This window comes from Caldimonas tepidiphila (genome assembly GCF_003569765.1).
In the GTDB taxonomy this organism is placed as follows: domain Bacteria; phylum Pseudomonadota; class Gammaproteobacteria; order Burkholderiales; family Burkholderiaceae_C; genus Caldimonas; species Caldimonas tepidiphila.
In genome coordinates this window covers 48,305-74,277 of sequence record NZ_QXMG01000017.1, presented here as the reverse complement: position 1 = coordinate 74,277, position 25,973 = coordinate 48,305, and the positions used below count along the sequence as shown (strand labels likewise).

The 25,973-nt window shown below is 72.3% G+C and carries 26 protein-coding genes and 1 pseudogene; 15 read left to right on the top strand and 12 right to left on the bottom strand.

What is annotated here, in order from left to right; all coding sequences use genetic code 11:
* Positions 1 to 132 precede the first annotated feature (132 nt).
* The 3 genes from D3A59_RS13080 to D3A59_RS13070 all read left to right on the top strand — a co-directional run bounded on the left by D3A59_RS13080 (position 133) and on the right by D3A59_RS13070 (position 5,053).
* Complete coding sequence (locus tag D3A59_RS13080; RefSeq protein WP_205665192.1) at positions 133 to 1,521, top strand: glycosyltransferase family 2 protein; 1,389 nt, start codon at positions 133 to 135, stop codon at positions 1,519 to 1,521.
* Positions 1,518 to 2,420, top strand: coding sequence for a hypothetical protein (locus D3A59_RS13075; protein ID WP_119155377.1), 903 nt, complete (start codon positions 1,518 to 1,520; stop codon positions 2,418 to 2,420). The genes D3A59_RS13080 and D3A59_RS13075 overlap by 4 nt, the downstream gene beginning before the upstream one ends.
* Before the next feature lie 134 nt (positions 2,421 to 2,554).
* Positions 2,555 to 5,053 (top strand): hybrid sensor histidine kinase/response regulator, encoded by a 2,499-nt coding sequence (locus tag D3A59_RS13070; RefSeq protein ID WP_119155376.1) that lies wholly within the window; start codon positions 2,555 to 2,557, stop codon positions 5,051 to 5,053.
* A gap of 7 nt (positions 5,054 to 5,060) precedes the next feature.
* Here the strand turns inward: D3A59_RS13070 and D3A59_RS13065 are convergent, their stop codons facing one another.
* The 4 genes from D3A59_RS13065 to D3A59_RS13050 all read right to left on the bottom strand — a co-directional run bounded on the left by D3A59_RS13065 (position 5,061) and on the right by D3A59_RS13050 (position 8,359).
* The gene (locus tag D3A59_RS13065; RefSeq protein ID WP_119155375.1) at positions 5,061 to 5,666 is read right to left on the bottom strand and encodes a peroxidase-related enzyme; all 606 of its coding nucleotides are present in this window, start codon (positions 5,664 to 5,666) and stop codon (positions 5,061 to 5,063) included.
* A 394-nt stretch (positions 5,667 to 6,060) separates the two neighbouring features.
* Positions 6,061 to 6,468 carry a hypothetical protein gene (locus D3A59_RS13060; RefSeq protein ID WP_119155374.1) on the bottom strand — a complete coding sequence of 136 codons (408 nt, stop codon included), beginning with the start codon at positions 6,466 to 6,468 and terminating at the stop codon, positions 6,061 to 6,063.
* A 53-nt stretch (positions 6,469 to 6,521) separates the two neighbouring features.
* The gene (locus tag D3A59_RS13055) at positions 6,522 to 7,484 is read right to left on the bottom strand and encodes a Bug family tripartite tricarboxylate transporter substrate binding protein (RefSeq protein ID WP_119155373.1); all 963 of its coding nucleotides are present in this window, start codon (positions 7,482 to 7,484) and stop codon (positions 6,522 to 6,524) included.
* Positions 7,485 to 7,507: 23 nt separating this feature from the next.
* Positions 7,508 to 8,359: a helix-turn-helix transcriptional regulator gene (locus D3A59_RS13050; protein WP_119155372.1), complete on the bottom strand. Its 852-nt coding sequence runs from the start codon at positions 8,357 to 8,359 to the stop codon at positions 7,508 to 7,510.
* Between the two features lie 116 nt (positions 8,360 to 8,475).
* Between D3A59_RS13050 and D3A59_RS13045 the strand changes: the two genes are divergently transcribed.
* Positions 8,476 to 8,964: a DUF3237 domain-containing protein gene (locus D3A59_RS13045; protein WP_119155371.1), complete on the top strand. Its 489-nt coding sequence runs from the start codon at positions 8,476 to 8,478 to the stop codon at positions 8,962 to 8,964.
* 17 nt (positions 8,965 to 8,981) lie between these two features.
* On the opposite strand, the gene sugE is transcribed toward D3A59_RS13045, so the two are convergent.
* Together sugE and fdhA are read right to left on the bottom strand one after the other, a co-directional pair.
* Complete coding sequence (sugE, locus tag D3A59_RS13040) at positions 8,982 to 9,302, bottom strand: quaternary ammonium compound efflux SMR transporter SugE (RefSeq protein WP_119155370.1); 321 nt, start codon at positions 9,300 to 9,302, stop codon at positions 8,982 to 8,984.
* Positions 9,303 to 9,504: 202 nt separating this feature from the next.
* Positions 9,505 to 10,707 carry a formaldehyde dehydrogenase, glutathione-independent gene (gene fdhA / locus D3A59_RS13035; RefSeq protein ID WP_119155369.1) on the bottom strand — a complete coding sequence of 401 codons (1,203 nt, stop codon included), beginning with the start codon at positions 10,705 to 10,707 and terminating at the stop codon, positions 9,505 to 9,507.
* A 238-nt stretch (positions 10,708 to 10,945) separates the two neighbouring features.
* Here fdhA and D3A59_RS13030 point away from each other — a divergent pair, with 238 nt between their 5' ends.
* Positions 10,946 to 11,806, top strand: coding sequence for a pirin family protein (locus D3A59_RS13030; RefSeq protein WP_119155368.1), 861 nt, complete (start codon positions 10,946 to 10,948; stop codon positions 11,804 to 11,806).
* 96 nt (positions 11,807 to 11,902) lie between these two features.
* A complete protein-coding gene (locus D3A59_RS13025) occupies positions 11,903 to 12,163 on the top strand; it encodes a hypothetical protein (protein WP_119155367.1) in 261 nt (86 codons plus the stop codon).
* Between the two features lie 130 nt (positions 12,164 to 12,293).
* Here D3A59_RS13025 and D3A59_RS13020 read toward each other — a convergent pair whose 3' ends face one another.
* On the bottom strand, positions 12,294 to 12,755 hold the full coding sequence (locus D3A59_RS13020) for a LysR substrate-binding domain-containing protein (RefSeq protein WP_336470418.1): 462 nt from the start codon (positions 12,753 to 12,755) through the stop codon (positions 12,294 to 12,296).
* A gap of 47 nt (positions 12,756 to 12,802) precedes the next feature.
* The gene (locus tag D3A59_RS26785; protein WP_336470417.1) at positions 12,803 to 12,919 is read right to left on the bottom strand and encodes a helix-turn-helix domain-containing protein; all 117 of its coding nucleotides are present in this window, start codon (positions 12,917 to 12,919) and stop codon (positions 12,803 to 12,805) included.
* 454 nt (positions 12,920 to 13,373) lie between these two features.
* On the opposite strand from D3A59_RS26785, the pseudogene D3A59_RS26365 reads away from it, so the two are divergent.
* A pseudogene (locus tag D3A59_RS26365) lies at positions 13,374 to 13,484 on the top strand (transposase); the annotation flags it as partial.
* 29 nt (positions 13,485 to 13,513) lie between these two features.
* On the opposite strand, the gene D3A59_RS25405 reads toward D3A59_RS26365, so the two are convergent.
* The 3 genes from D3A59_RS25405 to D3A59_RS13005 all read right to left on the bottom strand — a co-directional run bounded on the left by D3A59_RS25405 (position 13,514) and on the right by D3A59_RS13005 (position 15,792).
* Positions 13,514 to 14,122 (bottom strand): hypothetical protein, encoded by a 609-nt coding sequence (locus D3A59_RS25405; RefSeq protein ID WP_157991523.1) that lies wholly within the window; start codon positions 14,120 to 14,122, stop codon positions 13,514 to 13,516.
* 218 nt (positions 14,123 to 14,340) lie between these two features.
* Positions 14,341 to 14,748 (bottom strand): TRAP transporter small permease, encoded by a 408-nt coding sequence (locus tag D3A59_RS13010; protein ID WP_119155365.1) that lies wholly within the window; start codon positions 14,746 to 14,748, stop codon positions 14,341 to 14,343.
* A 156-nt stretch (positions 14,749 to 14,904) separates the two neighbouring features.
* Positions 14,905 to 15,792: a LysR substrate-binding domain-containing protein gene (locus D3A59_RS13005; protein WP_119155364.1), complete on the bottom strand. Its 888-nt coding sequence runs from the start codon at positions 15,790 to 15,792 to the stop codon at positions 14,905 to 14,907.
* Positions 15,793 to 15,930: 138 nt separating this feature from the next.
* Here D3A59_RS13005 and D3A59_RS13000 point away from each other — a divergent pair, with 138 nt between their 5' ends.
* From D3A59_RS13000 to D3A59_RS12965, 8 genes are all read left to right on the top strand, one after another.
* Positions 15,931 to 16,950, top strand: a complete 1,020-nt coding sequence (locus D3A59_RS13000; RefSeq protein WP_119155363.1) for a Bug family tripartite tricarboxylate transporter substrate binding protein — start codon at positions 15,931 to 15,933, stop codon at positions 16,948 to 16,950.
* Between the two features lie 67 nt (positions 16,951 to 17,017).
* Complete coding sequence (locus tag D3A59_RS12995; protein WP_119155362.1) at positions 17,018 to 17,779, top strand: SDR family NAD(P)-dependent oxidoreductase; 762 nt, start codon at positions 17,018 to 17,020, stop codon at positions 17,777 to 17,779.
* Positions 17,780 to 17,796: 17 nt separating this feature from the next.
* Positions 17,797 to 19,440: a (2,3-dihydroxybenzoyl)adenylate synthase gene (locus D3A59_RS12990; protein ID WP_119155361.1), complete on the top strand. Its 1,644-nt coding sequence runs from the start codon at positions 17,797 to 17,799 to the stop codon at positions 19,438 to 19,440.
* Between the two features lie 38 nt (positions 19,441 to 19,478).
* Positions 19,479 to 20,321, top strand: coding sequence for an amidohydrolase family protein (locus tag D3A59_RS12985; protein WP_119155360.1), 843 nt, complete (start codon positions 19,479 to 19,481; stop codon positions 20,319 to 20,321).
* 10 nt (positions 20,322 to 20,331) lie between these two features.
* Positions 20,332 to 21,540, top strand: coding sequence for a 3-oxoadipyl-CoA thiolase (gene pcaF / locus D3A59_RS12980; protein ID WP_119155359.1), 1,209 nt, complete (start codon positions 20,332 to 20,334; stop codon positions 21,538 to 21,540).
* Between the two features lie 17 nt (positions 21,541 to 21,557).
* Positions 21,558 to 22,379 (top strand): crotonase/enoyl-CoA hydratase family protein, encoded by an 822-nt coding sequence (locus D3A59_RS12975; RefSeq protein WP_119155358.1) that lies wholly within the window; start codon positions 21,558 to 21,560, stop codon positions 22,377 to 22,379.
* Positions 22,376 to 23,185, top strand: a complete 810-nt coding sequence (locus tag D3A59_RS12970) for an enoyl-CoA hydratase-related protein (protein WP_205665191.1) — start codon at positions 22,376 to 22,378, stop codon at positions 23,183 to 23,185. The genes D3A59_RS12975 and D3A59_RS12970 overlap by 4 nt, the downstream gene beginning before the upstream one ends.
* Positions 23,186 to 23,285: 100 nt before the next feature.
* Positions 23,286 to 24,962: a putative bifunctional diguanylate cyclase/phosphodiesterase gene (locus D3A59_RS12965; protein WP_170162343.1), complete on the top strand. Its 1,677-nt coding sequence runs from the start codon at positions 23,286 to 23,288 to the stop codon at positions 24,960 to 24,962.
* Positions 24,963 to 24,981: 19 nt separating this feature from the next.
* On the opposite strand, the gene D3A59_RS12960 is transcribed toward D3A59_RS12965, so the two are convergent.
* Entirely contained in the window at positions 24,982 to 25,896 is a 915-nt protein-coding gene (locus tag D3A59_RS12960) for an AEC family transporter (RefSeq protein ID WP_119155356.1), read from the bottom strand.
* Positions 25,897 to 25,973: the final 77 nt, after the last annotated feature.

Sequence of the window (25,973 nt, the reverse complement as noted above, 5' to 3'; positions counted from 1 at the left end):
TACCCGTGCCCCCCGGATGGGGGTCGCGAGACGCCCGCATCCGCGGGGGGTGCTGCCGCCCGTTTCTCATTTCAAGTTCTTACACTGTTTCCACTGGTACAACTTCCGTACGGGTGGACACAAGTGCGACGCTTGAGCGAGTTCGTGGGCCGGAATGTGCAGCCCTTCGTCGCGCAGGCGCCTGCTGCACCGCCGGGAGTGATCGGCGAGCAGCGCTCCGGCCTCTATCTCCCCGTGCGCTGGAAGTTCGGCATCGCCACGACGGCCGGCCTGCTGTGGGCCGCCTTCGCGCTGCTCGGCGCCCGGCTCTGGATCGAGGAGCTGTCGGGCGTCACGGGACCGGTGCTCGCTCACATCGTGATCTTCGGCATCGCGGTGATGCCGGGCTTCATGAACGCCTTCCTGATCGTCAGCCTCGCGCTCGACCGCCGCCCGGGCCTGAGATCGACGGCCCAGTCGCTGCCGGGCCTCACGATCCTCGTGGCCGCCTACAACGAGCAGGACAGCATCGCCTCCACGGTGGAGAGCATCGCGCGGCAGAACTACCCGGGCGCGCTGCAGGTCGTCGTGATCAACGACGGCTCCACCGACGCCACCGCCGCGCGGCTCGCGGCGCTGGACTACCCGTGGCTGGAGGTGCTGAACCTCGAGCGCAACGGCGGCAAGGCGCGCGCGCTCAACCTAGGCCTCGAGCGGGCGCGCTTTCGCCTCACGCTCACCGTCGACGGCGACTCCTGCCTCTACCGCAACGCGCTGCGCAACCTTGTGGGCCGCTACCTGAGCGACCCCGGCTCGACCAAGGCGGTGGCCGGTGCGGTGCTGGTGCGCAACTCGCGCAGCAAGCTGCTGACGCGCGCGCAGGAGTGGGACTACTTCCACGGCATCGCGGCGATCAAGCGCGTGCAGAGCCTCTACCACGGCACGCTCGTCGCGCAGGGCGCCTTCTCGCTGTACGAGACCGAGCTGTTGCGCCGACTCGGTGGCTGGCCGGAGACGGTCGGCGAGGACATCGTGCTGACCTGGAGGATCCTCGAGCAGGGCCACCGCGTCGGCTATGCCGAGAACGCCTGCCTGTTCACCAATGCGCCGGACACCTGGCGCCAGTTCATCCGCCAGCGCCAGCGCTGGTCGCGCGGACTGATCGAGGCCTTCAAGGCGCACTGGCGGCTGCTGTTCCGGCTCGAGATGCGGACCATGTTCATCTGGTGGAACCTGTTCTTTCCCTACCTCGACCTCGTCTACACCTTCGCATTCCTGCCGGGGCTGCTGCTCGCCTGCTTCGGCATCTACTGGATCGCCGGGCCGATGACGCTGCTGGTGCTGCCGCTGGCGATGGTGGTCAACGCAGTGATGTACCGGGTCCAGTCGCGCATGTTCGAGCAGCAGGGGCTCAAGGTGCGGCGCAACCGCGTCGGCTTCGTCTTCTACGCGCTGTTCTACAGCCTCGTGCTGCAGCCGGCCTGCGTGGTGGGCTACATGGAGGAGATCCTCAACCGTCGCAAGCGCTGGGGCACCAAATGACGCGAAACAGGCACTTCCGCACCGGCGCGCTGCTGCTCGGGCTCTGCGGCGCGGCGCACGCGACGCTCGACGCCGAGTTACGCGTCACCCGCGACTCGGACGACTTCTCCGAGCGCATGCAAGCGCTCGAGTGGCGGGCCGCGGACAGCGGCTTCGGCCTGCGCGTCGGCGCCCTCCGCTACGAGGCCCCGGGCTGGCGCGCCGACGGGCGGCTGCTCGCGGGCGTCCTCGAGCGGCGCGGCGAGCGCTCCCGGCTGCGCGCGAGCGCCGGCGTCCTCGATCTCGAGGGCCGCACGCATGGCGTCGGGGCCCTCGACTACCTGTGGCAGGTATCGGAGGGCAGCGCGCTCGGCGTGAGCGCGGAGCGCAGCCACGTCGGCGCGGTCAGAAGCATCGAGCGCGGCATCACTTTCGATCATCTCGCGCTCGTCGGCGAGCACCGCTTCGGCCCGCGCTTCGAGGTCGGCGTGGCGGCCGGCGTGGCGCGCTTCTCGAACGACAACACCCGGCGGCAGTTGCGCACGCGCTGGACCCGCGCGCTCGCCGGGGACGGCGGCCTGCATCTCTACCTCAAGACCCGCAACCACTGGAACTCCGATCCCTACCGGCCCGAGTACTTCTCGCCCGATCGCCTGCACGAGGCCTCGCTCGGGCTGTCCTCGCGCCTGCGGCTCGGACCCTCGGTGGTGTTCTCGGCCGAGGCGGACGCGGGGCGGCAGCGCACCGAGCTCAGCTCGAAGCCGCTCTGGGGCTACTCGGTCGGACTGGCCTCGCCGCACACGAGCCGCGTGAGCTGGCGCGTCGCGCTGCAGGCCACCAACGCCGCCGCCTCCTCGTCCGCCAGCGCCGACGGCTACCGCCATGCGGGGCTGACGGCGCGGCTGAGCCTGCCCTTCTGAACCCGGCGGCAGGCCGTTTCGCCGCGGCCCCGCGCAGGGCGCCACGATTGCAGCGCAGCATCCCGATGGCGGGAATGCGTCGTGCAGGTTAGAGTTTTCTTCTGGAAACATTTCTAACCGTCAGGACAGAGTGCATGATCGCTGAGCACCGTGAGCCGGCCGAGCCGATCGCCAAGGGGGAGGGGGGCCCGGGCCGGGGGCTTTCGCGCGCTGCCGGACTGCAGGCGCTGCTGCTCGATGTCGGCCGCCGCCTGCTGCGCGCCGCGCCCGACGAGGCCGCGAGTGCGCTCGGGATCCTCGAGCGGCTGGCCGAGCCGCTCGGCGTCGATCTCTGCCTGCACTACCGTCACGAGCCGGCGTCGGGACGGCTCGAGCAGGTGGCCGCCGTCGGCGTGCCGCCGGCGCTCGCCGGGGGACTGCGGCGGCTGGACAGCGGCAGCGCCCGCGGCGCGCAGGCGCTCGTGGACGCGCAGCAGGCGGCGCTGGCCGGGCTCGGCCTGCTCGGTCCCGGGGGCCTGCTGCAGGGCTGGGCCTGCCATGCGCTCGAGGACGCCGAAGGACGCGTGACCGGCACCTTCGCGCTCGGTCGCCGCCATGGCGGCGCGTTCGCCGAGGACGAGGCCGGGTTCATCCGCTCGCTGTGCGAGTGGGTCGCGCTCGAGTGGGAGCGGGCCGGCGCCGAGCGGGCGCTGGCACGGCGCGAGGCGCAGTTGCGCGTCGCGCTCGACGCCGGGCGGCTCGGCACCTGGTGGCGCGACCTGGAGACCGGCGAGTTCCACATGGACGAGCGCGCGCGGCTGCATTTCGGCTTCGACGTCGCGTCAGTGAGCCTGCAAGAGCAGCTCGCCCGCGTGCACCCGCTCGATGCGCCCCGGCTCGAGGCCGAGGTCGCCGCGGTCGAGCGCATGGCGCCCGGTGCACAGCTGCGCGGCATCGAGTACCGGGTGCTGCGGCCCGACGGCGGCGTGCGCTGGCTGTCGGTCGAGGCCAAGGTCTTCCTGCAGCCCGGCAGCGGCAGCCGGCGGATGTGCGTCGGCACCAGCGCCGACATCACCGGGCGCAAGCGCATCGAGCGGGCGCTGCGGGAGACCGCCGACGACCTGGAGCGGGCCCAGGCGGTGGCGAGCATCGGCAGCTGGCGCTTCTATGCGCCGAGCGGCCGGCTCTACTGGACCACCGAGGTCTACCGCATCTTCGGCCTGCCCCTGGGCACGGAGGTCGATTACGAGCGTTTCCTGGCTGCCGTGCACCCGGAGGACCGGGCGATGATCGACGAGCACTGGCAGGCGGCGCTCGCCAGCGGCGGGCCCTACGAGGTGGAGCACCGCATCGTCGTCGGCAGCGAGGTGAAATGGGTCAGCGAGCGGGCCGAGCTCGAGTTCGGCCCCGAGGGGCAGTTCCTGTCCGGTTTCGGCACCGTGCAGGACATCACCGCCCGCAAGGCGCAGGAGGCGGCGCTGCGCCGCATCGCCGAGGAGCTCGCCGAGGCCGACCGGCGCAAGGACGAGTTCCTCGCCACGCTCGCGCACGAGTTGCGCAACCCGCTCGGGCCGCTGCGCAACGCGGCGCAGCTGCTGCGCATGGAGGCCGGCGACCCGGCGCTGCTGCAGCGCACCGGCGCGGTCGTCGAGCGGCAGGTGAGTCATCTCGCACGGCTGATCGACGACCTGCTCGACGTCAGCCGCATCACCCGCGGCAAGCTCGAGCTGCGCTGCCAGGGCGTCACGTTGCGCGAGATCGTCGACGGCGCGCTCGAGGGCAGCCTGGCGCTGATCGAGAGCCACCGGCACGCGCTGACGGTCCACCTGCCCGCGGAGGAGCTGCCGCTCGAGGGCGACCCGGTGCGGCTGGTGCAGGTGTTCCAGAACCTGCTGGACAACGCCGCGAAGTACACCCCGGCGGGCGGGCGCATCGTGCTGTCGGCCCGCGTCGACGGCACCTGCGTGGAAGTGAGCGTGCGCGACAACGGCATCGGCATCCCGCTGGCGAGCATCGGGCGGCTCTTCGAGCTGTTCTACCAGGTCGACCGCTCGATCGAGCGCGCGCGTAGCGGCCTGGGCATCGGCCTGACGCTGGTGGAGCGGCTGGTGCGCATGCACGGCGGCACGGTCGAGGCGCGCAGCGCGGGCAGCGAGCTGGGCAGCGAATTCCTCGTGCGGCTGCCGCTCGCGGAGCCGCCTTCCGCAACACGGACCGCGCAGCCGGGCGCAATGGCGGCGCCGGCATCGGCTCACCGCATCCTGGTGGCCGACGACAACGTCGACTCCGCCGAGAGCATGGCGCTGCTGCTGCAGCTCTCCGGCCACGAGGTGCATGTCGCCTACGACGGGCAGCAGGCGCTGCAGATGGCCGAGCGGCTGCGGCCGACGATGCTGCTGGTCGACATCGGCATGCCCCGGCTCAACGGCTACGAGGTCGCCCGGCGCATCCGCGCGAGCGACTGGGGCCGCTCGGCGCGGCTCGTCGCGCAGACCGGCTGGGGCCAGCAGGAGGACATGCGGCGCTCGCGCGAGGCGGGATTCGACGCGCACCTGACCAAACCCGTGGACATCGACGCGCTGATGCGGCTGCTGGCGCAGGCACCCGCGCCCGGCCCGCTCGCCACGCAGGCCCTGCCTGCGAGCGAGCCCTGAGGCGGGCTCAGGCCTTCGGCAGCCGCCCGAGCAGGTAGAACTCCTCGTTCGGCGCGAGGCCCGTCAGGTTCGCGAGCCGGTTGCTCATCGCGAAGAAGGCGGTGATCGCGCCGATGTCCCAGATCTCCTCGTCGCCGAAGCCCTGCGCGCGCAGGGCCGCGAGCTCGGCCTCGTCCACCTCGGCGGGGCGCTGCGCGAGCTTCAGCGCGAAGTCGAGCATCGCGCGCTGGCGCGGCGTGATCTCGGCGCGGCGGAGGTTGGTGGCGAGCTGGTCGGCCAGGCGCGGGTTCTTCGCGCGGATGCGCAGGATCGCGCCGTGCGCGACCACGCAGTACAGGCAGCCGTTGGCCGCGGAGGTGGCAACGACGATCATCTCGCGCTCGGCCTTCGTCAGCCCGCCTTCCTTCTCCATCAGCGCATGGTGGTAGGCGAAGAAGGCGCGGAACTCGTCGGGCCGGCGCGCGAGCAGCAGGAACACGTTCGGCACGAAGCCGGACTTCTCCTGCACCGCGAGGATGCGCTCGCGGATGTCCGCGGGCAGGTCCTGCAGCGCAGGCAGCGGGAAGCGGGCGAGCGGGCGCTGCGCGGCGTCGCCGGCCTTCGGGGTCTCCATCGTCGTTCTCCTCGTCGCGGGAATCGCCCGATTGTGGGTGCGCGGCGCTGCCTGCGGACCCGGGAAAGGCCGGATCGTGCCAGGCGAGCGGGGCCACCGGGAGCTCCCGCCCGCGTCCCCGGGGATCGACGCGCCCCTGCGGTGCCTCCCGAACGCGAAGCGGCGCGCGCTGCGCGAGCAGGGAGCCGGCTCCCCGCGGACAGGGGGGGACGGTCATCCCCGCGCAGACCGAGTTATCCACCGAAGTGGTGGGCAAGCTTGTGGACAACTTGGGCGCAAGCAGGGCAAGTCCTTGTCCCGCGGGGAAAAACACCCGCTGCTGCATCTCCGCACGATATTGCCGTGAAGACGCGCACCGGGCACCGGCGTGGTGCGCCTGCGGCACGGCAGCTGCTCAGGCGCCCGGGGCCTCGCGGACCAGCAGTTCGGGCGCCAGCTCGCGGATGCGCGGCTCGACGTAGTAGCCACCGTACTCGGTGTAGCGCAGGAAGGCGCGTGCGCATTGCACGCACTGCCAGACTTCGCAGCGGTTGTACGGGAAATGCCGGGGGGCGATCGGTGCGTCGGGCGACCAGAAGCGGGTGCCTGCGGGGTGGTATTCGTCGAGCGTCGGCTCGTCGTCGCCTTCGGCCTGCAGCGTGCCGAGCGGCCGCAGCCGGGAGGCGTCGAAGCTGCTCGGCAGCGCCTCCCAGCCGCGGCAGGCGAGGCCGGCGCAGGAGGGGCAGGGGGCACGGGCCGCCGACTCGAGGGCGAGCCGTTCGAGCTCGTCATCGGACAGGCGGGGCAGGGGGGATGCGTTCATCCCCCGAGTGTGTCACGGCGCCGCGCGGAAGGCGGCGCACCCTCGGGGAGGTTTCAGTCGCCGCGGAAGCCGCTGGCCTTGACGATCGCGGCCCAGCGCGGCGCCTCCGCCTTCACCATCCGCTCGGCGTCGGCGCGGGAGCTGCCGAGCACCGTGAAGCCGGCGTCCTGGAGCTTCTGCTTCACGTCGCTCGACTGCATCGCGGCGACAACGTGGCGGTTGAGCGTGTCGAGCGCCGCGGCCGGCGTGCCGGCCGGCGCGAACACCCCGAACCAGGCCGAGAAGTCCACCTTCGGCCAGCCGGCCTCGGCGAAGGTCGGCACGTCGGGCAGCAGCGGCGAGCGCGTCTGCGCGGTGGTCGCGAGCGCGCGCATCTTGCCGCTCTTGAGCTGCGGCACGGCGAGCGCGGTCGAGACGAAGGCCCCGTGCATGTCGCCCGCGATCAGCGCGGTGATCGCGTCGCCGGTGGCGCGGTAGTGCACCGGCTCGACCTTGAAGCCGGCCTGCTCGGCGAACACCTCGGCGCCGAAGTGGCCGGGCGTGCCGGCGCCGAAGGTCGCGAAGTTCAGCCGGTCGCGCTGCGCGCGGGCGTGTTCGACGAAGCCCTTCACGTCGCGCGCGGGCGAGGTGGCGGGCACGACCAGCACGAAGTCCGAGCGCACCACCTCCGACACCGGCACCAGCTCCTTGGCCGGGTCGTAGGGCAGGCGGCTGTAGGCGGCCGGCGCGATGCTGATCGAGCCGACCTCGCCGAGCAGCAGCGAGTAGCCGTCGGCCGGGCTCTTGGCCACGGTCTGCGCGGCGATCTGGCCGCCAGCGCCGGCGCGGTTGTCGACCACCACCGACTGCTTCGCGAGCTGCTCGATCTTCTGCCCGAGCACGCGCGCGACGATGTCGGGGCCGGTGCCGGGCGGAAAGCCCACCGTGAGCTTCAGGGGCCGGTCGGGATAGGACTGGGCCAGCGCGAGGAGCGGGGCGGCGAGCAGCGTGGCGGCGAGCAGCGTGCGGCGAAGCATGTCGGTGTCTCCGGAAAGGATGGTTATGGCGCCGAGTGTCTGCGCCGCGGCGTGGCGCCGCTGTCATCCGAGAGGTGGACAGCGTCCGCCGGCGTGGCGACGAAGCTCGCGAACAGCTCGCTCTTGAAATGGATGCCGAGCCGCTCGAAGGCGCGGCCGCGGTAGGTCTTCACGGTCGCCACGCTCAGGCCCATGTCCGCGGCGATGCCGTCGTAGCTCATGCCCCGCAGCAGCCGCTCGAGCACGTCGAGCTCGCGGCTTGTCAGCGCCGGGCAGCGCCGGCGCAGCGCCGCGCGGTGGTCGGGCGCGGGCGGGGGCTCGCCCGACTGCCATTCGAGGTGGCGCGCGACGCCGGCGAGCAGCAGCGGCGCGAGCTCGGCGAAGTGCGCGAGCTCGCCCTCGCCGAAGCGGCCCTGGTGCGCATGGTGGTAGAGGTTCACCGCGAGCAGCGAGCCGTCCGCCTCGAGCCGCGCCACCGACAGCCGCTCGAGCACGCCGTGGCGCAGGTAGATCGCCTCGCGATGGTCGGCGTTCGGCGCCTCGCTCGCGCTCATGCGCAGCATCACCGCGTGGCCCGGGCGCGGCAGCGCGCGCACCGCGTCGAAGCTGTGGTCGCGCCGGTACAGGCCGCGGTCGCGGTAGGCGGCGAAGCAGTCCGAGGTGGTGTCGGGAACGCCGTGGCTCGCCGATAGGTGCAGCACCGGCGGTCGGTCGTGCCAAAGCCGGTAGACCGACCAGGAGCCGGCGGCCAGCGCCCCGTTGAGGTGGCCGAGCGCCCGCGCGGCGAAGCCCGGGCGGCCGACGGCGTCGATCACGCCCGCGAGGCTGCCTTGCGTGGCGCGCTCTCCGGGCGACTGCAAAGCCCAGGTGTCCATGCTTGTCTCCTGTGCACCGGCGCGTCATCCTCTGGGATGACGCCGGCGCCTGCCTTGTCGGACTAATGTGGACGGATCGTAGCGGCGGCTGCTCCGCCGCGCAGCCCGTGGATGCCATGACCCAGCAGAACGACACCTTCTCCCTGCCCCCGCCGCCCGCGCTCGTGCCGATGACGCGCGTCGTCTGCGAGGTGGGTGCCCTCGTCACCCTCGGCCTGGCCAAGCACGGCGAGCGGCGCTACGTGCCGCTCGGCGGCGGCACCGTGCAGGGGCCCGAGCTCAACGGCCGCATCGTCGAGGGCGGCGTGGACTGGCAGGTCCAGCGCAGCGACGGCGTGCTCGAGATCGCGGCGCACTACGTGATCCGCGCCGACGACGGCGCGCTGATCGAGGTGCAGAGCGAGGGCCTGCGCCACGGGCCGGCAGAGGTGATGGCGCGACTCGCACGCGGCGAGGCGGTGCCGCGCGAGGCCTATTTCTTCCGCACGCTGATGCGTTTCACGACCGGCGCCGAGGCCTGGCTGCACCTGAACAAGGTGATGGCGATCGCCTGCGGCACGAGGGAGGCGGGCCGCGTGCTGCTCGACGTCTACCGGTTGACCTGAGGCGGCCGCGGCCCGCGTCAGGCCGGCGTCACGAGCTTGAGCCCGACCACGCCGGCGAGGATCAGCCCGACGCAGGCGAGCCGCGCCGCAGTGGCCGGCTCGCCGAACAGCGCGATGCCGAGCAGCACGGTGCCGGCCGCGCCGATGCCGACCCACACCGCGTAGGCGGTGCCGACCGGCAGGCTGCGCATCGCGATGCCGAGCAGCAGCACGCTGGCGACCATCGCCGCGACGGTGGCGACGGTGGGCAGCGGGCGGGTGAATCCTTCGGTGTACTTCAGGCCGATCGCCCAACCAATCTCGAGCAGGCCGGCGAGCACGAGCAGCAGCCAGGGCATTGCCGCATCTCCAGGGCAGTGCGGGGCCGTCCCCGCATCGACAAGGCGCCGGTCGCAGTCGTCTGCGCCGCGCGCACCGCGCCTCGTGTCGATGGGGCGGGTGCGGGCGGCAGTCTAGGCCATGGAGGTGCGCGCCGGCAGGCGCCGGCGCGCAGGCCCGCCGCGGCATGCGGTCATCGCCCCGCCGCGCCGCGCTGCGGCTTCAGGCCGCCTTGCGCAGCAGGTCGTGCGGGTCGAGCACGAACTTGCGCGGCGCGCCGGCGTCGAACTCGGCGTAGCCCTGCGCCGCGTCGGCGAGCGGGATCACCTCGACGCCGACGATCTCGGCGACGTTGATGCGGTCCCACAGGATCGCCTGCATCAGCTGGCGGTTGTACTTCATCACCGGGGTCTGGCCGGTGAAGAAGCTGTGCGACTTGGCCCAGCCGAGGCCGAAGCGGATGCTGAGGCTGCCGCGCTTGGCCGCGGCATCGACCGCGCCCGGGTCCTCGGTCACGTAGAGGCCGGGGATGCCGATCCTGCCGGCCGCCCGGGTGATCTCCATCAGCGAGTTCAGCACGGTGGCCGGCGCCTCGTGCTGCGCGCCCTCGTGGCCGTGGCCGCGCGCCTCGAAGCCCACCGCGTCGACCGCGCAGTCCACCTCGGGCGTGCCCAGCGTCTGCGCGATCTGCTCGGCGAGGCTCGCGTCGAGCGACAGGTCGGCGGTGTGGAAGCCGACCTTGCGCGCGTGCTCGAGCCGCTTCGGGTTGACGTCGCCGACGATCATGACCGCGGCGCCGAGCAGCCGCGCCGAGGCCGCGGCGGCGAGGCCGACCGGGCCGGCGCCGGCGATGTAGACGGTGCTGCCGGGCCCGACGCCCGCGGTGACGGCGCCGTGGTAGCCGGTGGGCAGGATGTCGGACAGGCAGGTCAGGTCCCGGATCTTCTCCATCGCCTGCGCCTTGTCCGGGAACTTCAGCAGGTTGAAGTCGGCGTAGGGGACCATCACGTACTCGGCCTGCCCGCCGATCCAGCCGCCCATGTCGACGTAGCCGTAGGCGCCGCCGGCGCGCGAGGGGTTGACGTTCAGGCACACGCCGGTGTGCTGCTCCTTGCAGGTGCGGCAGCGCCCGCAGGCGACATTGAAGGGCACCGACACCAGGTCGCCGACCGCGAGCGTCTCGACGTCGGCGCCGGCCTCGATCACCTCGCCGGTGATCTCGTGGCCGAGCACGAGGCCCGCCGGGGCGGTGGTGCGGCCACGCACCATGTGCTGGTCCGAACCGCAGATGTTGGTCGAGACGACCTTGAGGATCACGCCGTGCTCGATCTTGCGGCCGCGCGGGTCGACCATCCCCGGCGCGTCGATCGCCTGCACCTCCACCTTGCCCGGACCGATGTACACCACGCCTCGATTGCTCGCCATGCCGTGTCTCCTGTCTTTCAGTGAGGGAAGGGCGCCGTGCGGGCGCCCCGCGGAATAGCCCTTCACGTTAGAACGAAGCCTGGCGCCTGGAAAGCGGGGTCGCGGCGATTCGCGCGACGCAGATGTAAGGGACTGTGCCGGCGCGGCCCGGGTGCCGCGCCGCGACGAGCAGGGCCGGCGCCGCGCCGCTAGAGTGGGGATGGGGCCGCGCGCAGGCGCGGCGACACGAAGGAGCGAGATGAGCGAGAGAACCTTGCGCCGGCTGCACCCGGCATTGCGCGACGACATCGGCGACCTGCAGACGCGCCGCCCGCTGCCCGGGCCGCAGCTCGAGCTGCTGGGGCCCTTCCTGTTCCTGAACCGCCACGGCCCGCAGGTCTATCCCCCCGGCAACCGCGGCCTGCCCTTCGGGCCGCACCCGCACCGCGGCTTCGAGACCGTCACCTTCATCCTGGACGGCGAGCTCGCGCACCGCGACACCGGCGGCCACGAGAGCGTGATCCGCGCCGGCGGCGTGCAGTGGATGACGGCCGGGCGGGGCTTGGTCCATGCGGAGCTGTCGCCCGAGGACTTCAAGCGCCGCGGCGGGCCGCTCGAGATCCTGCAGCTCTGGGTCAACCTGCCGTCGCGGCTGAAGATGAGCGAGCCGCGCTACGTCGGGCTGCAGCGCGAGCAGATTCCGGAGATCGCCACCGCCGACGGGCGCGGCCGCGTGCAGCTGATCGCGGGCCGCTGGCAGGGCCGGGACGGGCCGGTCGACTCGCTCACCGGGGCGTTCATGTCCGTCGTGACGCTGTCCGCGGGCGGGCGGGTCGGCTTCGACGGGCTGGGCGGCCGGGTGGTGTTCCTCTACGTGGTGCGCGGTGCGATCCGCGCCGGCGGCGGCGAGGTGCCGGCCTTCACGCTGGCCGAGCTCGGCGACGAGGGCGACGCGCTGCAGATCGAGGCGAGCGAGGACGCGGTGCTGCTGTTCGGCCACGGCGAGCCGATCGACGAGCCGGTGGTCGCGCACGGGCCCTTCGTGATGACGACGCGCGACGAGATCGTGCAGGCGATCCGCGACTACCAGTCCGGGGCCTTCGGCGCGATGCCCGATTGACGGAGCAGCCGCCCGCCGGCGCGCTTTCACGCTGCTGTCACGGCCGCTCCCTACGCTGCGCGGATCGTGTTTTTACGAACGCAGCGAGGTTCTCACATGGTCACGACGGGCAACATTGCGGAGATCAGCCGTTGCGCCGGGCGCGTCGGCGTGCGGCTCAGCGGCGGGCGCTACGCGGTATGCCGGCTGCTCGACGGCCGGCGCGGCGAGATCCGGCTCGGCGAGCCGGTGGCAGGGGCGCTCGAGCGCACTGGCGCCGGCATGATGGAGACGCCCAGCTCCGGCGCCCGCTCCCGGGTGCTGGTGCTTGCGCTCTACGACAGCGCGGAGGCGGTGCGCGAGATGGTGCACAACTGAGGCCGACCGCGGACGCTGCCGGGGCGTGGCCGACCTGCCGATGCCGCTGCGCGCCGCGACCCCGTCCGGGCGCCGGTGACCCGGCCCTCCGCCCGCCGGGGCAGGGCTGAGTCCCGGCACCGCCCGGGGCTCAGCGCGTGCCTGCGTCCGCCTCCCACGGGGGTGTGCGGAAGACCTGGCTCAGGTAGTCGACGAAGGCGCGCACGCGCGGCACCAGCCGGCGTTCGGGCATGAACAGCACATGGATCGCGGTGTCGTCGGTCGCCTGATCGTCGACCAGCAGCGGCACGAGCACCTCGCTGCGGATCGCCGGCAAGGCCAGGTGCTCCGCCAGTCGCATGATGCCGACGCCGGCCACGCACATCTGGAACAGCGAGGTGCGGTCGCTGCTGCAAAAGCCGCCGCGCACCAGGATGTCCTGCCGCTGGCCGCCGATCATGAAGGGCCAGCGGTTCAGGTGATCCATCGGCGGCTGCCACAGCAGGCAGTCGTGGCGGTCCAGCCCCTGCAGCGTGACCGGCACCCCGTGCCGTTCGATGTACTTCGGTGCCGCGACGACGATGCGCTGCAGGTTGCAGAGCTTGCGGCTCATCAGCGAGGAGTCCTGCAGCCGCACCTCCAGGCGCCGCTCCAGGTTGGTCAGCGTCTGGCTGACAAGGACTGGCTCACGCCCAGCTGGTGCGCCGCCGCGGTGAAGCCGCCGGCCTCGGCCACCGCGCGGAACACGCGCATCTCGAGCAGTCGGTTGTCCTTCATCGGGCGCGGCGCAGCGGCTGCCGGGACGGGGGGCCGGACTCGTCGGGACGCCGCGCGGGAGGCGTCAGCCCGGCGCCGGCGAACCGCCGCCGATCGCGTCGACGCAGTCGGGACGGGATCTCGGCGAGGGATGCAGGCATGAGAGCGACTTCGTGGGTGGCCCGGCGACCCGCGCGTCGCGGTCGGTCCCGGCATCCGTTGGCGAAGGCGGGTGCCGCCATCGCCGGGCAGCACCGGCAGGCCGGGACGCGCTCCGCGCCGTCCCCGGGGCGGACACCGGAGGACACGGGTGTCTTGCGGCACTCGCGGGACCTCTCCTGCCAGGGGGCGGGAGACTTCGCCATGGTGAATTCATTGAATCCACCGCACAGCCTGCCGAATGCGGCCCCGGCTCGTGCGGGCCGCTGCCGGTTTATGGGCACCTCGTGAAGGTGGGGGATGAGACCGGAGGTGGCTGCCGGGATCGAGACGGCGGTTCAGCCGCGACGTCAAGCGTGAGGCGGTCGCGTCGGTGAAGGGGCAGGGCGTGGCAGTCGCGCGAGCGGCCCGCGACCCGGGCGTGCACGCGGGCAGTCCGTTTCGGCGGCGGCTTTCTCAACCCTTAGACGGCCCCTGTTCGTCTGCCGCTCCGGATGGCGAAGGATTGGCGGAGAGGGGGCGCGCCGCACGCGTGACGCTCTGATGCGCCTGCCACCGGCCGAAGTCGAGCTGGCGGCGCATCTGACCGGCCTGGTAATCGTAGCGCAGTGCCGGCGCGGAGTCGATGAACTCGAACAGTACGCGCCCGCCGTCCACGCGCACCTTGGGAGTCATGCGGCAGTTGCCGAGGTCCCAGAGCGCGGGCTGGGAGCCTTGGACCGCGAGCACGAGCGTCCGGTGAGGGCACAGCCGGGTCCCGGCATCCAGCACGGCGATCGTGCGGCCCTGGACCTGGCGCGTCTCCTGGATGCGCACGCGGGTCAGGTTGCCGAGATCAATGATCCTGCCGGTGTTGTGCAGCTTGACCGAGTGGCGACCGTTGTGGAATCGCAGGCTGGCGGAGGAGCCGTCGGCCAGGGGGAAGTTGCCGAGTTGAACGCCCTGGATCGCCCCCCAGTCGAGGAGGGGGCCGCGGGAATCGTTCTGGGTTGCGCATCCGGCAAGCAGCGCCAGCGTGACTGCGGCGGTGACTGGGGCGTGATGCAAGGCATGGAGTTTGGGCATGGGACTGCTGATGACTCGACTCGACGACCAAGCAAAGGCCAATCTACGCGCAGGCAGTGGGAGGCGAGCCTTGTGCCAGCAACTTCTCGCTCCCGCAGTCAGGGGTGTTTTCGCGCACGCCTTGTCTCGCGCACCGGTCGCACGCACGAAAAAAACCGCCCGGCACGCCGCGGTGTCGGCCACCGCCGAGCCGGAGAGCGCCGCCATCAGGCAGGCCGCTAGGACAGCACCCCGGCACCGTAGAGCACCGCGACCGGAAAGCCGGTGACCGGCGACTTCACCTGCAGGTTGATGAGGGCCTGGTGCCAGCTCTCCTGCAGGAACAGCAGGGTGGCGCCGAGCATCAGCAGGTGGCCTGCGACGAAGCAGGCCTTGCGGGCGGCGTGCGGCAGGCGCCGCACCACCATATCGGTGCCCAGGTGCAGGCGCTCGCGCATCGCTACGATCGCGCCGCAGAAGCTCAGGTAGACGAAGAACAGGCGGGCCAGCTCCTCGGAGACCGTGATGCCGGAGTTGAAGCCGTAGCGCAGCAAGACCTTGCCGAACACCAGCACCACCAAGGCGGCGAGGCACAGCACCGTGACGATCTTCAGCGCACGGAAATAGGCTTGCGCGATTCTCTTCAAGCTTTTCTCCTCCGCACAGGTCGCCGCCCTGCCGGGAGGCGCCCGCGTCTGTCGGGGTTCGGGCCGCGGGGCCGGCCAGAGGGGCGTTTGCCCACCCGGACGACGGGGGGCGGCGGGCCGGACGCCGGCCGTCGGCCGTGCCCGGCGGGCGTCGCTTCAGGGCAGGCGGCGGCGCAGCAGGTCGCCGAAATGTTCGGCCGCGGGCGTCAGCGGCAGGTCGGGGCGGCGGATCATCACGATGCCGGGGGCGGCCAGCACCTCCTTCACCGGGATCTCCTGCAGCGCCTCGCGCATCAGCGCGAGGTCGCGCCACTGCACCGGCAGCAGCGCCAGCAGATCGGTGTGGGTCAGCGCGACGATCAGCGACATCGCCGAGCGCACCTTCAGCATCACGCGCGGCGCGTCGAGGCCCTGGCGCCCGAACAGCCGCCCCAGGTCCTCCTCGCTGTTGTAGTCCACCGAGGTGGTGGCCCATTCCGCGTCGGCGAGCTCCTTCAGCGAGCCGGCCCGCCCGAGCGGGTGGCCGCGGCGGGCGACCACCGCGCGGGTGTTCTCGAACAGCGGCTCGACGACCAGGCCCGGCGCCGGCGGCGCCGATGGCGAGGCGCCGAGGTAGAAGTCGATCTCGCCGCTGCGCAGCGCGCCCTCGACGTCGGGGAACAGGCCCTCGATGATCTGCAGCCGCACCTTCGGGTAGCGGCGCCGGAAGGCCGGCAGCGCGTAGGGCAGCATGCCCACGTGCGGCATGATCGACAGCGCCACGGCCACCGTGCCGCTGCCGTCCCCCGCGCTCTGCGCGATGTCGTCGTGCGCGCGCCGGATCTCGTTGACCACCGCGCAGGCGCGCTGGTGGAAGAGCCTTCCCGCCGCGGTCAGCGTCATGCCCCGCGCGTCGCGCTCGAACAGCGGCACGCCCAGCTCCTTCTCCAGAGTGCGCACGCTGCGCGTGAGCAGCGGCTGCGCCACGTCGAGGTGGCGCGCGGCGGCGCGCAGGCTGCCGTGCTCCACGATCGCCACCAGGTCCCTGAGTTGGTTCAGCTTCATAGGGGGATATCAAAAGCGTATCGCTTCGACGATTCTGGCATCTTCTGCGAATCACTTCACCTCTCTACATTGGTCCACGTCCGCCCCCTGCGGGCGCACACCACCGGGTCCCACGAGGCCCATCGAGAGGAGACAACGATGCAGATCCTGTTCCGCCGCCGCCCGGCGCGGCCCTTCTTGCCGCTCCTGCAACTGCTGGCCGCGCTGCTCGCGCTGCTCGCGCTGCTGGCCCTGCTGCCCTCCCCACTGCGCGCCGCATCCCCCTGGCCGGCGCAGCCGGTGAAGATGGTGGTGCCCTTCCCGCCCGGCGCCGCGCCCGACGTGGTGGCGCGCCTGGTGGCCGAACGGCTCCAGAAAGCCTGGGGGCAGACCGTCCTGGTCGAGAACCGGCCCGGCGCCGGCGGCATCGTCGGCATGTCGGCGCTGACGCGCGCCACCGCCGACGGCCACACCATCGGCTTCGTGCCGGCGGCGGTCGCGACGCTCACGCCCCACCTCTACAAGAACCCGCAGTTCAACCTCGACACCGACGTCGTGCCGGTCGCCGCGATCGGCACCAGCCCGATGATGGTGGTCGTCAACGCGAAGTCCGACATCCGCTCGCTCGCCGACCTGGTGCGCCATGCGAAGGCCAATCCCGGCAAGGCCAACTTCGCCGCCGCGCAGCCGAACTCGGTGCCGCACCTGACCGGCGAGATGCTCAGCCGCGCCGCCGGCCTCGGCCTCTTCGTCGTGCCCTACTCGGGCTCGCAGACGGCGGTGACCGCGGTGCTGTCCGGCGACGCGCTGCTGACGGTCGACGGCCTGCCGGCGCTGGTCGAGCACGTGAAGGCCGGCAAGCTGCGCGCGCTCGCCGTCACTTCCGACAAGCGCCTGCCCGGCTTCGAGGACGTGCCCACCGTGGCCGAGAGCTATCCCGGCTTCGAGTCGATCGGCTGGTTCGCGGTCTTCGTGCCCAAGGGCGTGCCGCCGGCGGTGGTCGAGCAGCTCAACCGCGACGTCAACAGGATGCTGCAGGAGCCGGCGCTGGTCGCGCGCCTGGCCGAGCTCGGCGTCTACCCGCGCACCGGCTCCCCCGCCGCGATGAACGACTTCCTGCAGCAGCAGCGCGCGGCCTTCAGGAAGGTCGTCAACGAGCTCGGGCTGCAGCCCCAGTGAACCCGCGGCCCGCGCCGCCGCGGGCCGCCCCCTCATCACGACATCCCATTCCATCAGGAGACAGCAAATGACGGATCGAAAGAAGGCCCTGGTCACCGGCGGCGCCACCGGCATCGGCCGTAGCGCGGTGCTCGCGCTGGCGAAGGCCGGCTACGACGTGGCGATCAACTACGGCTCGAGCGCCCAGGCGGCGCAGGCCACCGCCGAGGAGGCGCAGGCGCTCGGTGCGCGCACGCTGCTGGTGCAGTGCGACGTCAGCGACGATGCGGCGGTGCGCGCGATGATGCGCCAGGTCGACGAGGCCTTCGGCCGGCTCGACGCGCTGGTCAACAACGCCGGCACCACCGCGACCTGGAAGGTCAAGGATCTCGAGAGCCTCGACATGGCCGAGTGGGACCGCACCTTCGCGGTCAACGTGCGCGGCACCTTCCAGGTGACGCGCGCGGCCGTGCCGCTGCTGAGGAAGGGCCAGGCGCCCGCGATCGTCAACACTGCGAGCATCGTCGGCCTGCGCCCCGGGCCGCAGCCGCTGCCCTATGCGGCGAGCAAGGCCGCGGTCGTGAACCTCACCAAGACGCTGGCCTGGAACCTCGGGCCCGACATCCGCGTCAACGCGGTCGCGCCGGGCTGGATGGAGGGCGACTGGATGGAGCGCATGCTCGGCGACAGGTACGAGGACCTGATGGGCAAGCGCGCGAAGCAGACGCCGCTGCGCCGCTGCGTCACGGCCGACGACGTGGCCGAGACGATGCTGAACCTGCTGCAGTCCAACCGTTTCGTGACCGGCGAGATCGTCGTGATCGACGGCGGCTTCACGAGCTCGACCTGAGGCGGGGGAGGACCATCATGCTCGAAGGCTTCGTCCCCTTTCCCCCCGAGTTCGCGCAGCGCTACCGCGAGCGCGGCTACTGGCAGGACCGCTCGCTGGCGCAGGAGTTCTCCGTCGTGTTCGAGCGCTTCGCCGAGCGCGTGGCGCTCGTCGACGGCGAGCGCAGCTACACCTATGCCGAGGTCGACCGGCTGAGCGACAACCTCGCGCTCAACCTGCTGGACCTCGGGCTGCGACCGCTGGACCGCGTCGTGCCGACGCTGCCCAACGTCGCCGAGTTCGTGCTGCTGTACTTCGCGCTGCAGAAGATCGGCTGCATCCCGATCGCGGCGCTGGTCACGCACCGCTACCAGGAGATCCGCCAGTTCGTCGCGCTGTCGCAGGCGCGGGCCTGCGTCTACCCGGCGAAGTCGGGCGATTTTCGTTTTGCACCGGTGATCGAACGCATCCAGGCCGAGCAGCCGAGCCTGACGCTGCGTCTGGTGCTCGGCGAGGCGGGCCCCGGCGAGCACTCGCTGCAGGCGCTGATCGAGCGCCCGGCGCGCCAGAGCCGCGCGGCGCTCGACGCGATCCGCATCGAGCCCACCGACCCCTGCATCTTCCAGCTCTCGGGCGGCACCACCGGCATCCCCAAGCTGATCCCGCGCACCAACAACGACTACGCCTACAACTCCAAGGTCGCGGCCGACGTCGCGCAGGTGGACGCCGACTCGGTGCTGCTGCTGGTGCTGCCGATCGCGCACAACCTGCCGCTGGCCTGCCCCGGCATCCAGGGCTTCATGGTCCGCGGCGCCAAGGTGGTGCTGCACGCCAACACCCGGCCGGCCGAGATGTTCGCGCTGATCCAGAAGCACCGCGTCACGCACCTGAAGGTCGTGCCGGCGCTGCTGATCCGCCTGATCAACGACCCGGCGGTGCGAGACTTCGACCTGGGCTCGATCCGCCAGATCCAGAGCGGCGGCCAGCGCATGCAGCCCGAGGTGCGGCTGAGGACGCGCGAGCTGTTCACCTCGGCCTTCGTGCAGGAGAACTTCGGCATGTCCGAGGGCCTGCTGATGTTCGTGCGCCACGGCGACCCGGAGGAGGTGCAACTGGAAACCTGCGGCCGCCCGGTGTGCGCGGACGACGAGGTGCGGCTGATCGACGACGAGGGCCGCGAGGTGCCCGACGGCGAGGTCGGCGAGCTGGCCTGCCGCGGCCCCTACACGCTGCGCGGCTACTTCGGCGTGCCCGAGTACAACGCGCGCCAGTTCACGCCCGACGGCTTCTACCGCTCCGGCGACCTGATGCGCCGCCACCCCTCGGGCAACTACATCGTCGAGGGCCGCAAGAAGGACCTGATCAACCGCGGTGGCGAGAAGATCAGCGCCGAGGAGGTCGAGAACCTGATCCTGATGCACCCGGCGGTGCAGAACGTCGCCTGCGTGCCGATGCCCGACGCGGCGATGGGCGAGAAGATGTGCGCCTGCGTGGTGCTCAAGCCCGGGCGCGCGCTGACGCTCGCGGAGCTCGTCGCCTTCCTGCACACGCACGAGATCGCCAAGTTCAAGCTGCCCGAGCGGCTCGAGCTGCTGCCGGACTTCCCGGTCTCGACCTTCGGCAAGGTCTCCAAGAAGGCGCTCGGCGAGATGGTCGCCGCCCGACTCCCGGCCGCCGCCTGAGCGCGGCCTGCCTCCCGACTCTCCCAAGGAATCTCACCATGCGCATCATCGACCTGCACTGCTACCCCGGCACCCAGACCTGGATCGACGCCCAGGGCCCCTATCCCGCGGAACTCGCCCGCTACTGGAAGCGCGACTGGGTCGCGAAGAGCGAGGAGGACGTGATCAAGGAGTTCGAGGGCGCCGGCGTCGAGGCCTGCCTCGTCGCGCTGGACCTCGAGACCACCGTCGCAACGCCCCCCTGCACCAACGAATACGTGCACGCCATGTGGAAGCGCCACCCGGACCGCATCCTGCAGTGCTGGGGCGCGGTGGAGCCGGCCAAGGGCGAGATCGCGATCCGCCAGGTGAAGAAGGCGGTACAGGAGCTGGGCTTCATCGGCTTCCACTTCCACCCGATCATGCAGCACTTCGCCGTCAACGACCGGCGCTACTACCCGCTGTTCGAGGAGATCGACGCCTTGGGCGCGGCGGTGATGATCGACGTCGGCACCACCGGCATGGGCGCCGGGATGCCGGGCGGCAACGGCGCGCGCATCCGCCATGCGCACCCCGGCGCGATCGACGACCTCGCGGCCGATTTCCCGAACCTGAAGATCATCATGGCCCACCCCGGCTGGCCCTGGGTGGACGAGACCACCGCGGTCGCGCTGCACAAGGGCAACGTCTACTGGGAGATGTCGGGCTGGGCGCCCAAGCACTTCCCCGGCAACCTGAAGGTGGACATCCGCGGGCGGCTGCAGGACAAGATCATGTTCGGCAGCGACTATCCGAGCCTGCCCTACGAGCGCATCCTTCGCGAGTGGAGCGAGCTCGGCTACTCGGATGCCGTGATGGAGAAGGTCATGCACGGCAACGCCGAGCGCGTGCTGGGACTGTGAGGCTCGCGCGATGAACCACGCATTCATCTGCGACGGCGTGCGCACGCCGATCGGCCGCTACGGCGGCGCGCTCTCCGGCGTGCGCGCCGACGACCTCGGCGCCGTGCCGCTGCAGGCCCTGATGGCGCGCCATCCCGGCCTGGACTGGGAGCGCGTCGAGGAGGTCTATTACGGCTGCGTCAACCAGGCCGGCGAGGACAACCGCAACGTCGCGCGCATGTCGGCGCTGCTCGCGGGCCTGCCGGTGACGGTTGCTGCGGCGACCGTGAACCGGCTGTGCGGCTCGGGGCTGGAGGCGCTGGCCAGCGCGGCGCGCGGCCTCGGTCTCGGCCAGCTCGACCTCGCCATCGCCGGGGGCGTCGAGAGCATGAGCCGCGCGCCGCTGGTGATGCCCAAGGCGACCAGCGCCTTCTCACGCCACGCCGAGATCCACGACTCGACCATCGGCTGGCGCTTCGTCAACCCGCGCATGGCGGAGCTGCACGGCGTCGACACGATGGGCGAGACCGCCGAGAACGTCGCCGCCGAGCACGGCATCTCGCGCGCCGACCAGGACGCCTTCGCCTGGCGCAGCCAGCAGCGCGCGGCGCGTGCGCAAGGGGAAGGCTTGTTCGCCGAGGAGATCGTGCCGGTCAGGGTCACCGGAGCGAAGAAGGGCGCCGTGGTCGAGGTGGCGATGGACGAGCATCCGCGCGCCGACACGACGCTGGAGTCGCTCGCGCGGCTGAAACCGAGCTTTCGCGCCGGCGGCAGCGTCACCGCGGGCAACTCCTCGGGCGTCAACGACGGCGCCGCGGCGCTGCTGCTCGCGAGCGAGGCGGGCGCGGCGCGACACGGGCTCGTGCCGCTGGCGCGCGTGATCGGCGTCGCCACCGCCGGCGTCGCGCCGCGCGTGATGGGCATCGGGCCGGTGCCCGCGGTGCGCAAGCTCCTCGCGCAGACGGGCCTCACGATCGGCGACTTCGACGTGATCGAGCTCAACGAGGCCTTCGCCGCGCAGGGACTCGCGGTGCTGCGCGCGCTCGGGCTGCCCGACGACGGCGAGCACGTCAACCCGAACGGCGGCGCGATCGCGCTCGGCCATCCGCTCGGCATGTCGGGCGCGCGGCTCGCGCTGACCGCGATCCGCCAACTGCACCGCACCGGCGGCCGGCGCGCGCTGTGCACGATGTGCGTCGGCGTGGGGCAGGGCATCGCGGTGGCAATCGAGCGGGTTTGAGGACAGCAGAGGAAACCATGCAAGAGGAAGCGATCCTGTTCGAGCGCCGCGGCCCCGTCGCGGTGCTGACGCTCAACCGGCCGGAGACGCGCAACGCGCTGTCGGGCGAGGACATGTTCTCCGCCTTCGAGACGCTGTTCGCGCGGCTGAACGACGACGCCACGGTGCGCGCCGCCGTGCTGACCGGCGCCGGCAGCGCCTTCTGCTCCGGCGGCAACATCGCCGAGATGCGCTCGCGCAGCGGCATGTTCGCCGGCAGCGCCGCCGAGATCACCGAGCGCTACCGGCAGGGCATCCAGCGCATCCCGCGCGCCTTCCAGAAGCTGCAGGTGCCGATCGTCGCGGCGGTCAACGGAGCGGCCATCGGCGCGGGCTGCGACCTCGCGTCGATGTGCGACATCCGCATCGCCTCGCGCAGCGCGCGCTTCGCCGAGAGCTTCGTCAAGGTCGGCATCGTGCCGGGCGACGGCGGCTGCTGGCTGCTGCCGCGCATCGTCGGCCCCTCGCGCGCCGCAGAGCTCGCGCTCACCGGCGACACGATCGATGCCGCGGAGGCCGAACGCATCGGGCTGGTGTCGCGGGTGGTCGAGCCCGAGGCGCTGATGGACGAGGCGCTCGCGCTCGCGCAGCGCATCGCCGCCAACCCGCCGCAGGTGCTGCGCTGGACCAAGCAGCTGCTGCGCCAGGCACAGACCGGCACGCTCGACGAGGCGCTCGAGCAGGCCGGCCGGCTGCAGGGCCTCGCGCACCACACCGCGGACCATGCCGAGGCAGTGGCGGCCTTCTTCGAGAAGCGCGCGCCGGTGTTCGGCAAGAACCTGGGGGAGGGCGGGGCGTGAGCGACGAGATCCTGATCGAGGAGCGCCCGCAGCCCGGCGTCGCCCTGCTGCGGCTGAACCGGCCCGCGGTGCTCAACGCGCTGAACCTCGAGCTGCGCCGCCGGCTCGCGGAGGCGATGACGCGGCTCGACGCCGACGACGCGGTGCGCGTCGTCGTGCTCGCGGGGGGCGAGCGCGCCTTCTGCGCCGGCGCCGACCTGCACGAGTACGTCGACGCGACGCCGACCGAGATCGTCGGCCGCGAGATGGACCGGCTCTGGGGCGCCGTCGGCGGCTGCCGCAAGCCGGTGATCGCCGCGGTGCGCGGCCACGCGCTCGGCGGCGGTTGCGAGCTGGCGATGCATGCGGACGTCATCGTTGCCAGTGAAACGGCGCGCTTCGGCCAGCCCGAGGTGCTGATCGGGCTGATGCCCGGCGGCGGCGCGACGCAGCGGCTCACGCGCGCGGTCGGCAAGTTCCGCGCGATGAAGCTGCTGCTGACCGGCCGCCCGATCGGCGCGGCCGAGGCGCTCGCATCCGGCCTCGTCAGCGAGGTGGTGGCCGACGCCGAGGTCGAAGCCCGTGCGCTGGCGCTGGCCGGTGAAATGGCGGCGCTGCCGGTGCTGGCGCTGCGCTTCGTCAAGGAGGCGGTGCTCGAGAGCATGAACGTCCCGCTCGACCGCGGCCTGCAGTTCGAGCGCAAGTCGTTTCAACTGCTGTTCGACACCGCGGACAAGCGCGAGGGCATCCGCGCGCGGCTGGAGAAGCGCGCGCCGCGTTTCGGCGCGACGGTCGAGGGAGCGCCCGGGCCGCTCGCAGGGGACTGACCCGCGGGCAGCGTGAGGAAATCACGCCGGGGGGCAGGGAACGGCCGCTAGCATGGCGGTCCCCGCAACACCGCTGCCGCGGCCTCCGCCCGTTCCCCCCATGTCCTCTTCCGACACCTTCGCCAGCCTCGCCGCGCTGCAGCCGATCCTCGACGCGCTGGCCTCCCCGGTGGTGGTGGAGGACAGCCGGCACCGCTGCGTGCTGATGAACCGGGCCTTCCGCCAATTCATGCACTTGCCGCCTCATGCGCCGCTCGGCCTGCGCGTGAGCGATGTGCTTCCCCAGGCGCAGGCGCGGCGGATCCTGGCCGCCAACGAACGCGTGCTGGCGAGCGGCGAGGACTGCCGCAACGAGGAGGAGATCACCGATCCCGGAGGCCGCCTGCGCTGGCTGCTGACGCACAAGCGGCGCATCGAGATCGGCGGCGAGCCGATGGTCGTGTCCGTGGTCACCGACATCACCGCGCTGCGCGAGGCCGAGGCGCACAGCCGCTACCTCGCGCTGCACGACCCGCTGACGGGGCTGCCGAACCGCGCGCTCTTCGCCGACCGGCTCGACCAGGCGCTCGCGCGGCTGCAGCGCAAGCGCACGGCCCACGCGCTGCTGTCCCTCGACCTCGACCGCTTCAAGCAGGTCAACGACACGCTCGGGCACCATGCCGGCGACGAGCTGCTGCGCGAGTTCGGCCGCCGCGTCGCGGCGCTGCTGCGCCCGGGCGACACCTTTGCCCGCTTCGGCGGCGACGAGTTCGCGTTCCTGCTGGGCGAGCTGTCGCCGGACTTCGGGCTCGACCGCTTCTGCGCCCGCATCCTGGACGCGGCCGCGGAGCCCTTCAGCATCGGCGGCCATCCCGTCTTCGTCGGCGCGTCGATCGGCGTGGTGTGCTTCGAGGATGCGAACGCGGGCCGCGGCGAGCTGCTGCGCCGCGCCGACATCGCCCTCTACCAGGCCAAGCTCGAGGGCCGCGGGCGCTACAGCATCTTCCACGAGGCGCTCGACGAAGGGCGGCGCCACCGCGCGCGGCTCGAGGCCGAGCTGCGAGAGACCCTCGCCGGCGGCGGCCGGGGGCTGGAGCTGCGCTACCAGCCCTTCGTCGGCAAGGCCGAGGGCCAGGTGGTGGGCGTGGAGGCCCTGGTGCGCTGGATGCACCCGCGGCTCGGGCTGCTCGGGCCGGCGCAGTTCCTCGGCGTGGCGGAGGAGAGCGGCCTGATCGCGGCGCTGCAGGACTGGGTGCTCGCCACCGCCTGCACGACGCTGGCCCGCTGGCCCGCGCTGCGCCTCGCCGTCAACGTGTCGCGCGCCTACCTGCGCGACCCGCAGCTCGCCAACCGCGTCGTCACGCTCCTCGCCAAGACGGACTTCGCGCCGCAGCGGCTCGAGCTGGAGCTCAGCGAGACCACGCTCGCCGCCGCCGACGCGACGGTGCTCGGGCAGCTGCGCGCGCTGCGGCAGCAGGGCATCCGCATCTCGCTCGACAACTTCGGCACCGGCTACTCGACGCTCGCGCACATCCGCTCGCTCGAGATCGACAAGATCAAGATCGACCGCTCCTTCATCCACCAGATCGAGCGCTCGGAGGACTCCGGCGCGATGGTGCGCGCGATCTCGCACATCGGGCAGGCGATGCACGTCGAGGTGGCCGCCGAGGGCGTGGAGACGCTCGCGCAGCGCCGCTTCCTCGAGACGGTGGGCTGCAGCGAGCTGCAGGGCTTCTACTTCTTCGAGCCGGTGAGCGAGGCCGACCTGGCGCAGGCGATCGGATCGGCGCCCCGGTGAGGCGGCCGCAGCGCCCGGCTCAGGGCCGCGGCACCGCCCCGGCCAGCCACAGCAGCGCCGGCGACAGCAGCACGAGCGCGAGCGTCGACACGAGCACGCCGCCGGCGGCCACCTCGCCGTGCGGGGTCAGGCGGTCGGCGTAGAGATAGCTCGCCACCGCCACCGGCATCGCCAGCTGCAGCAGCATCACGCCCGCGGTCAGCGGCGCGAGGCCGGGCAGCTGGCCCACCGCCAGCCCGGCCAGCGTGCCGACGCCGAGGCGGATCGCCCCCAGCCGCGCGCCCTGCCTCAGCCCGCCGTGCGACACGGTGACGAGCGCGTAGCCGAGGCTCAGCAGCATCAGCGGCACCGTGAGCGATCCCGCCAGCCGGGCGCTCTCGAGCACCGGCGCCGGCACGCTCGCCTCGCTCCAGCGCAGCAGCAGCGCCGCGCCGCAGGCCAGCACCACGCCGTAGGGCATGCGGGTGCGCTGCGGCGAGCTGCGGCTGAGGATCCACACCGCCACCGTGTGCTGCGTCACCGAGGTGACGGCGAAGGCGGCCACCGCGAGCGCCAGCCCGTGCTCGCCGAAGGCCAGCTGCGCCATCGGCAGCCCGAGGTTGCCCGCGTTGGGCAGCACCGCCGCCGGCAGCAGCGCCAGCACCGGCAGCCCCGAGAGCCGCAGCGCCAGCGCCGCGAGGAGGCCGCTGAGCACGAAGCCGGCCACCGTCGCCAGCCCGGCCTGCGCCAGCTCGAGCCCGCCGAGCGGCGTGGTCAGCAGCGTGTGGAACACCAGCGCGGGCGTCGTGAACGAGGTCGCCAGCGTCGAGACGAACTCGCCCGGGAAGCTGCGGCGGCGCAGGCCCCAGTAGGCACCGATCGAGGCGCAGGCCACGATGGGCAGCAGCAGTGCCGCGATGCGCAGGTAGAGCGCCAGGCCGTCCGTGAGGTTCATGCGCGGGTGTCGGGAAAGGGGAGCGGAGGCGGGGGCGAAACGAAAACGGCTCCCGCGAGGGAGCCGGCCGGGAGGCG

Bases quoted from the DNA above. Each gene is read 5' to 3' on its own strand.
- D3A59_RS12985 (WP_119155360.1), top strand. From the start codon at position 19,479: ATGCGCATCATCGACCTGCACTGCTACCCCGGCACCCAGACCTGGATC.
- D3A59_RS13030 (WP_119155368.1), top strand. From the start codon at position 10,946: ATGAGCGAGAGAACCTTGCGCCGGCTGCACCCGGCATTGCGCGACGAC.
- D3A59_RS12975 (WP_119155358.1), top strand. From the start codon at position 21,558: ATGCAAGAGGAAGCGATCCTGTTCGAGCGCCGCGGCCCCGTCGCGGTG.
- D3A59_RS12995 (WP_119155362.1), top strand. From the start codon at position 17,018: ATGACGGATCGAAAGAAGGCCCTGGTCACCGGCGGCGCCACCGGCATC.
- sugE (WP_119155370.1), bottom strand. From the start codon at position 9,302: ATGCCCTGGCTGCTGCTCGTGCTCGCCGGCCTGCTCGAGATTGGTTGG.
- D3A59_RS13075 (WP_119155377.1), top strand. From the start codon at position 1,518: ATGACGCGAAACAGGCACTTCCGCACCGGCGCGCTGCTGCTCGGGCTC.
- D3A59_RS26785 (WP_336470417.1), bottom strand. From the start codon at position 12,919: ATGAAGGACAACCGACTGCTCGAGATGCGCGTGTTCCGCGCGGTGGCC.
- D3A59_RS13045 (WP_119155371.1), top strand. From the start codon at position 8,476: ATGACCCAGCAGAACGACACCTTCTCCCTGCCCCCGCCGCCCGCGCTC.
- D3A59_RS25405 (WP_157991523.1), bottom strand. From the start codon at position 14,122: ATGCCCAAACTCCATGCCTTGCATCACGCCCCAGTCACCGCCGCAGTC.
- fdhA (WP_119155369.1), bottom strand. From the start codon at position 10,707: ATGGCGAGCAATCGAGGCGTGGTGTACATCGGTCCGGGCAAGGTGGAG.
- D3A59_RS13060 (WP_119155374.1), bottom strand. From the start codon at position 6,468: ATGAACGCATCCCCCCTGCCCCGCCTGTCCGATGACGAGCTCGAACGG.
- D3A59_RS13000 (WP_119155363.1), top strand. From the start codon at position 15,931: ATGCAGATCCTGTTCCGCCGCCGCCCGGCGCGGCCCTTCTTGCCGCTC.
- pcaF (WP_119155359.1), top strand. From the start codon at position 20,332: ATGAACCACGCATTCATCTGCGACGGCGTGCGCACGCCGATCGGCCGC.
- D3A59_RS13065 (WP_119155375.1), bottom strand. From the start codon at position 5,666: ATGGAGACCCCGAAGGCCGGCGACGCCGCGCAGCGCCCGCTCGCCCGC.
- D3A59_RS12965 (WP_170162343.1), top strand. From the start codon at position 23,286: ATGTCCTCTTCCGACACCTTCGCCAGCCTCGCCGCGCTGCAGCCGATC.
- D3A59_RS13020 (WP_336470418.1), bottom strand. From the start codon at position 12,755: ATGAGCCGCAAGCTCTGCAACCTGCAGCGCATCGTCGTCGCGGCACCG.
- D3A59_RS13050 (WP_119155372.1), bottom strand. From the start codon at position 8,359: ATGGACACCTGGGCTTTGCAGTCGCCCGGAGAGCGCGCCACGCAAGGC.
- D3A59_RS12990 (WP_119155361.1), top strand. From the start codon at position 17,797: ATGCTCGAAGGCTTCGTCCCCTTTCCCCCCGAGTTCGCGCAGCGCTAC.
- D3A59_RS13005 (WP_119155364.1), bottom strand. From the start codon at position 15,792: ATGAAGCTGAACCAACTCAGGGACCTGGTGGCGATCGTGGAGCACGGC.
- D3A59_RS12960 (WP_119155356.1), bottom strand. From the start codon at position 25,896: ATGAACCTCACGGACGGCCTGGCGCTCTACCTGCGCATCGCGGCACTG.
- D3A59_RS13070 (WP_119155376.1), top strand. From the start codon at position 2,555: ATGATCGCTGAGCACCGTGAGCCGGCCGAGCCGATCGCCAAGGGGGAG.
- D3A59_RS13055 (WP_119155373.1), bottom strand. From the start codon at position 7,484: ATGCTTCGCCGCACGCTGCTCGCCGCCACGCTGCTCGCCGCCCCGCTC.
- D3A59_RS13025 (WP_119155367.1), top strand. From the start codon at position 11,903: ATGGTCACGACGGGCAACATTGCGGAGATCAGCCGTTGCGCCGGGCGC.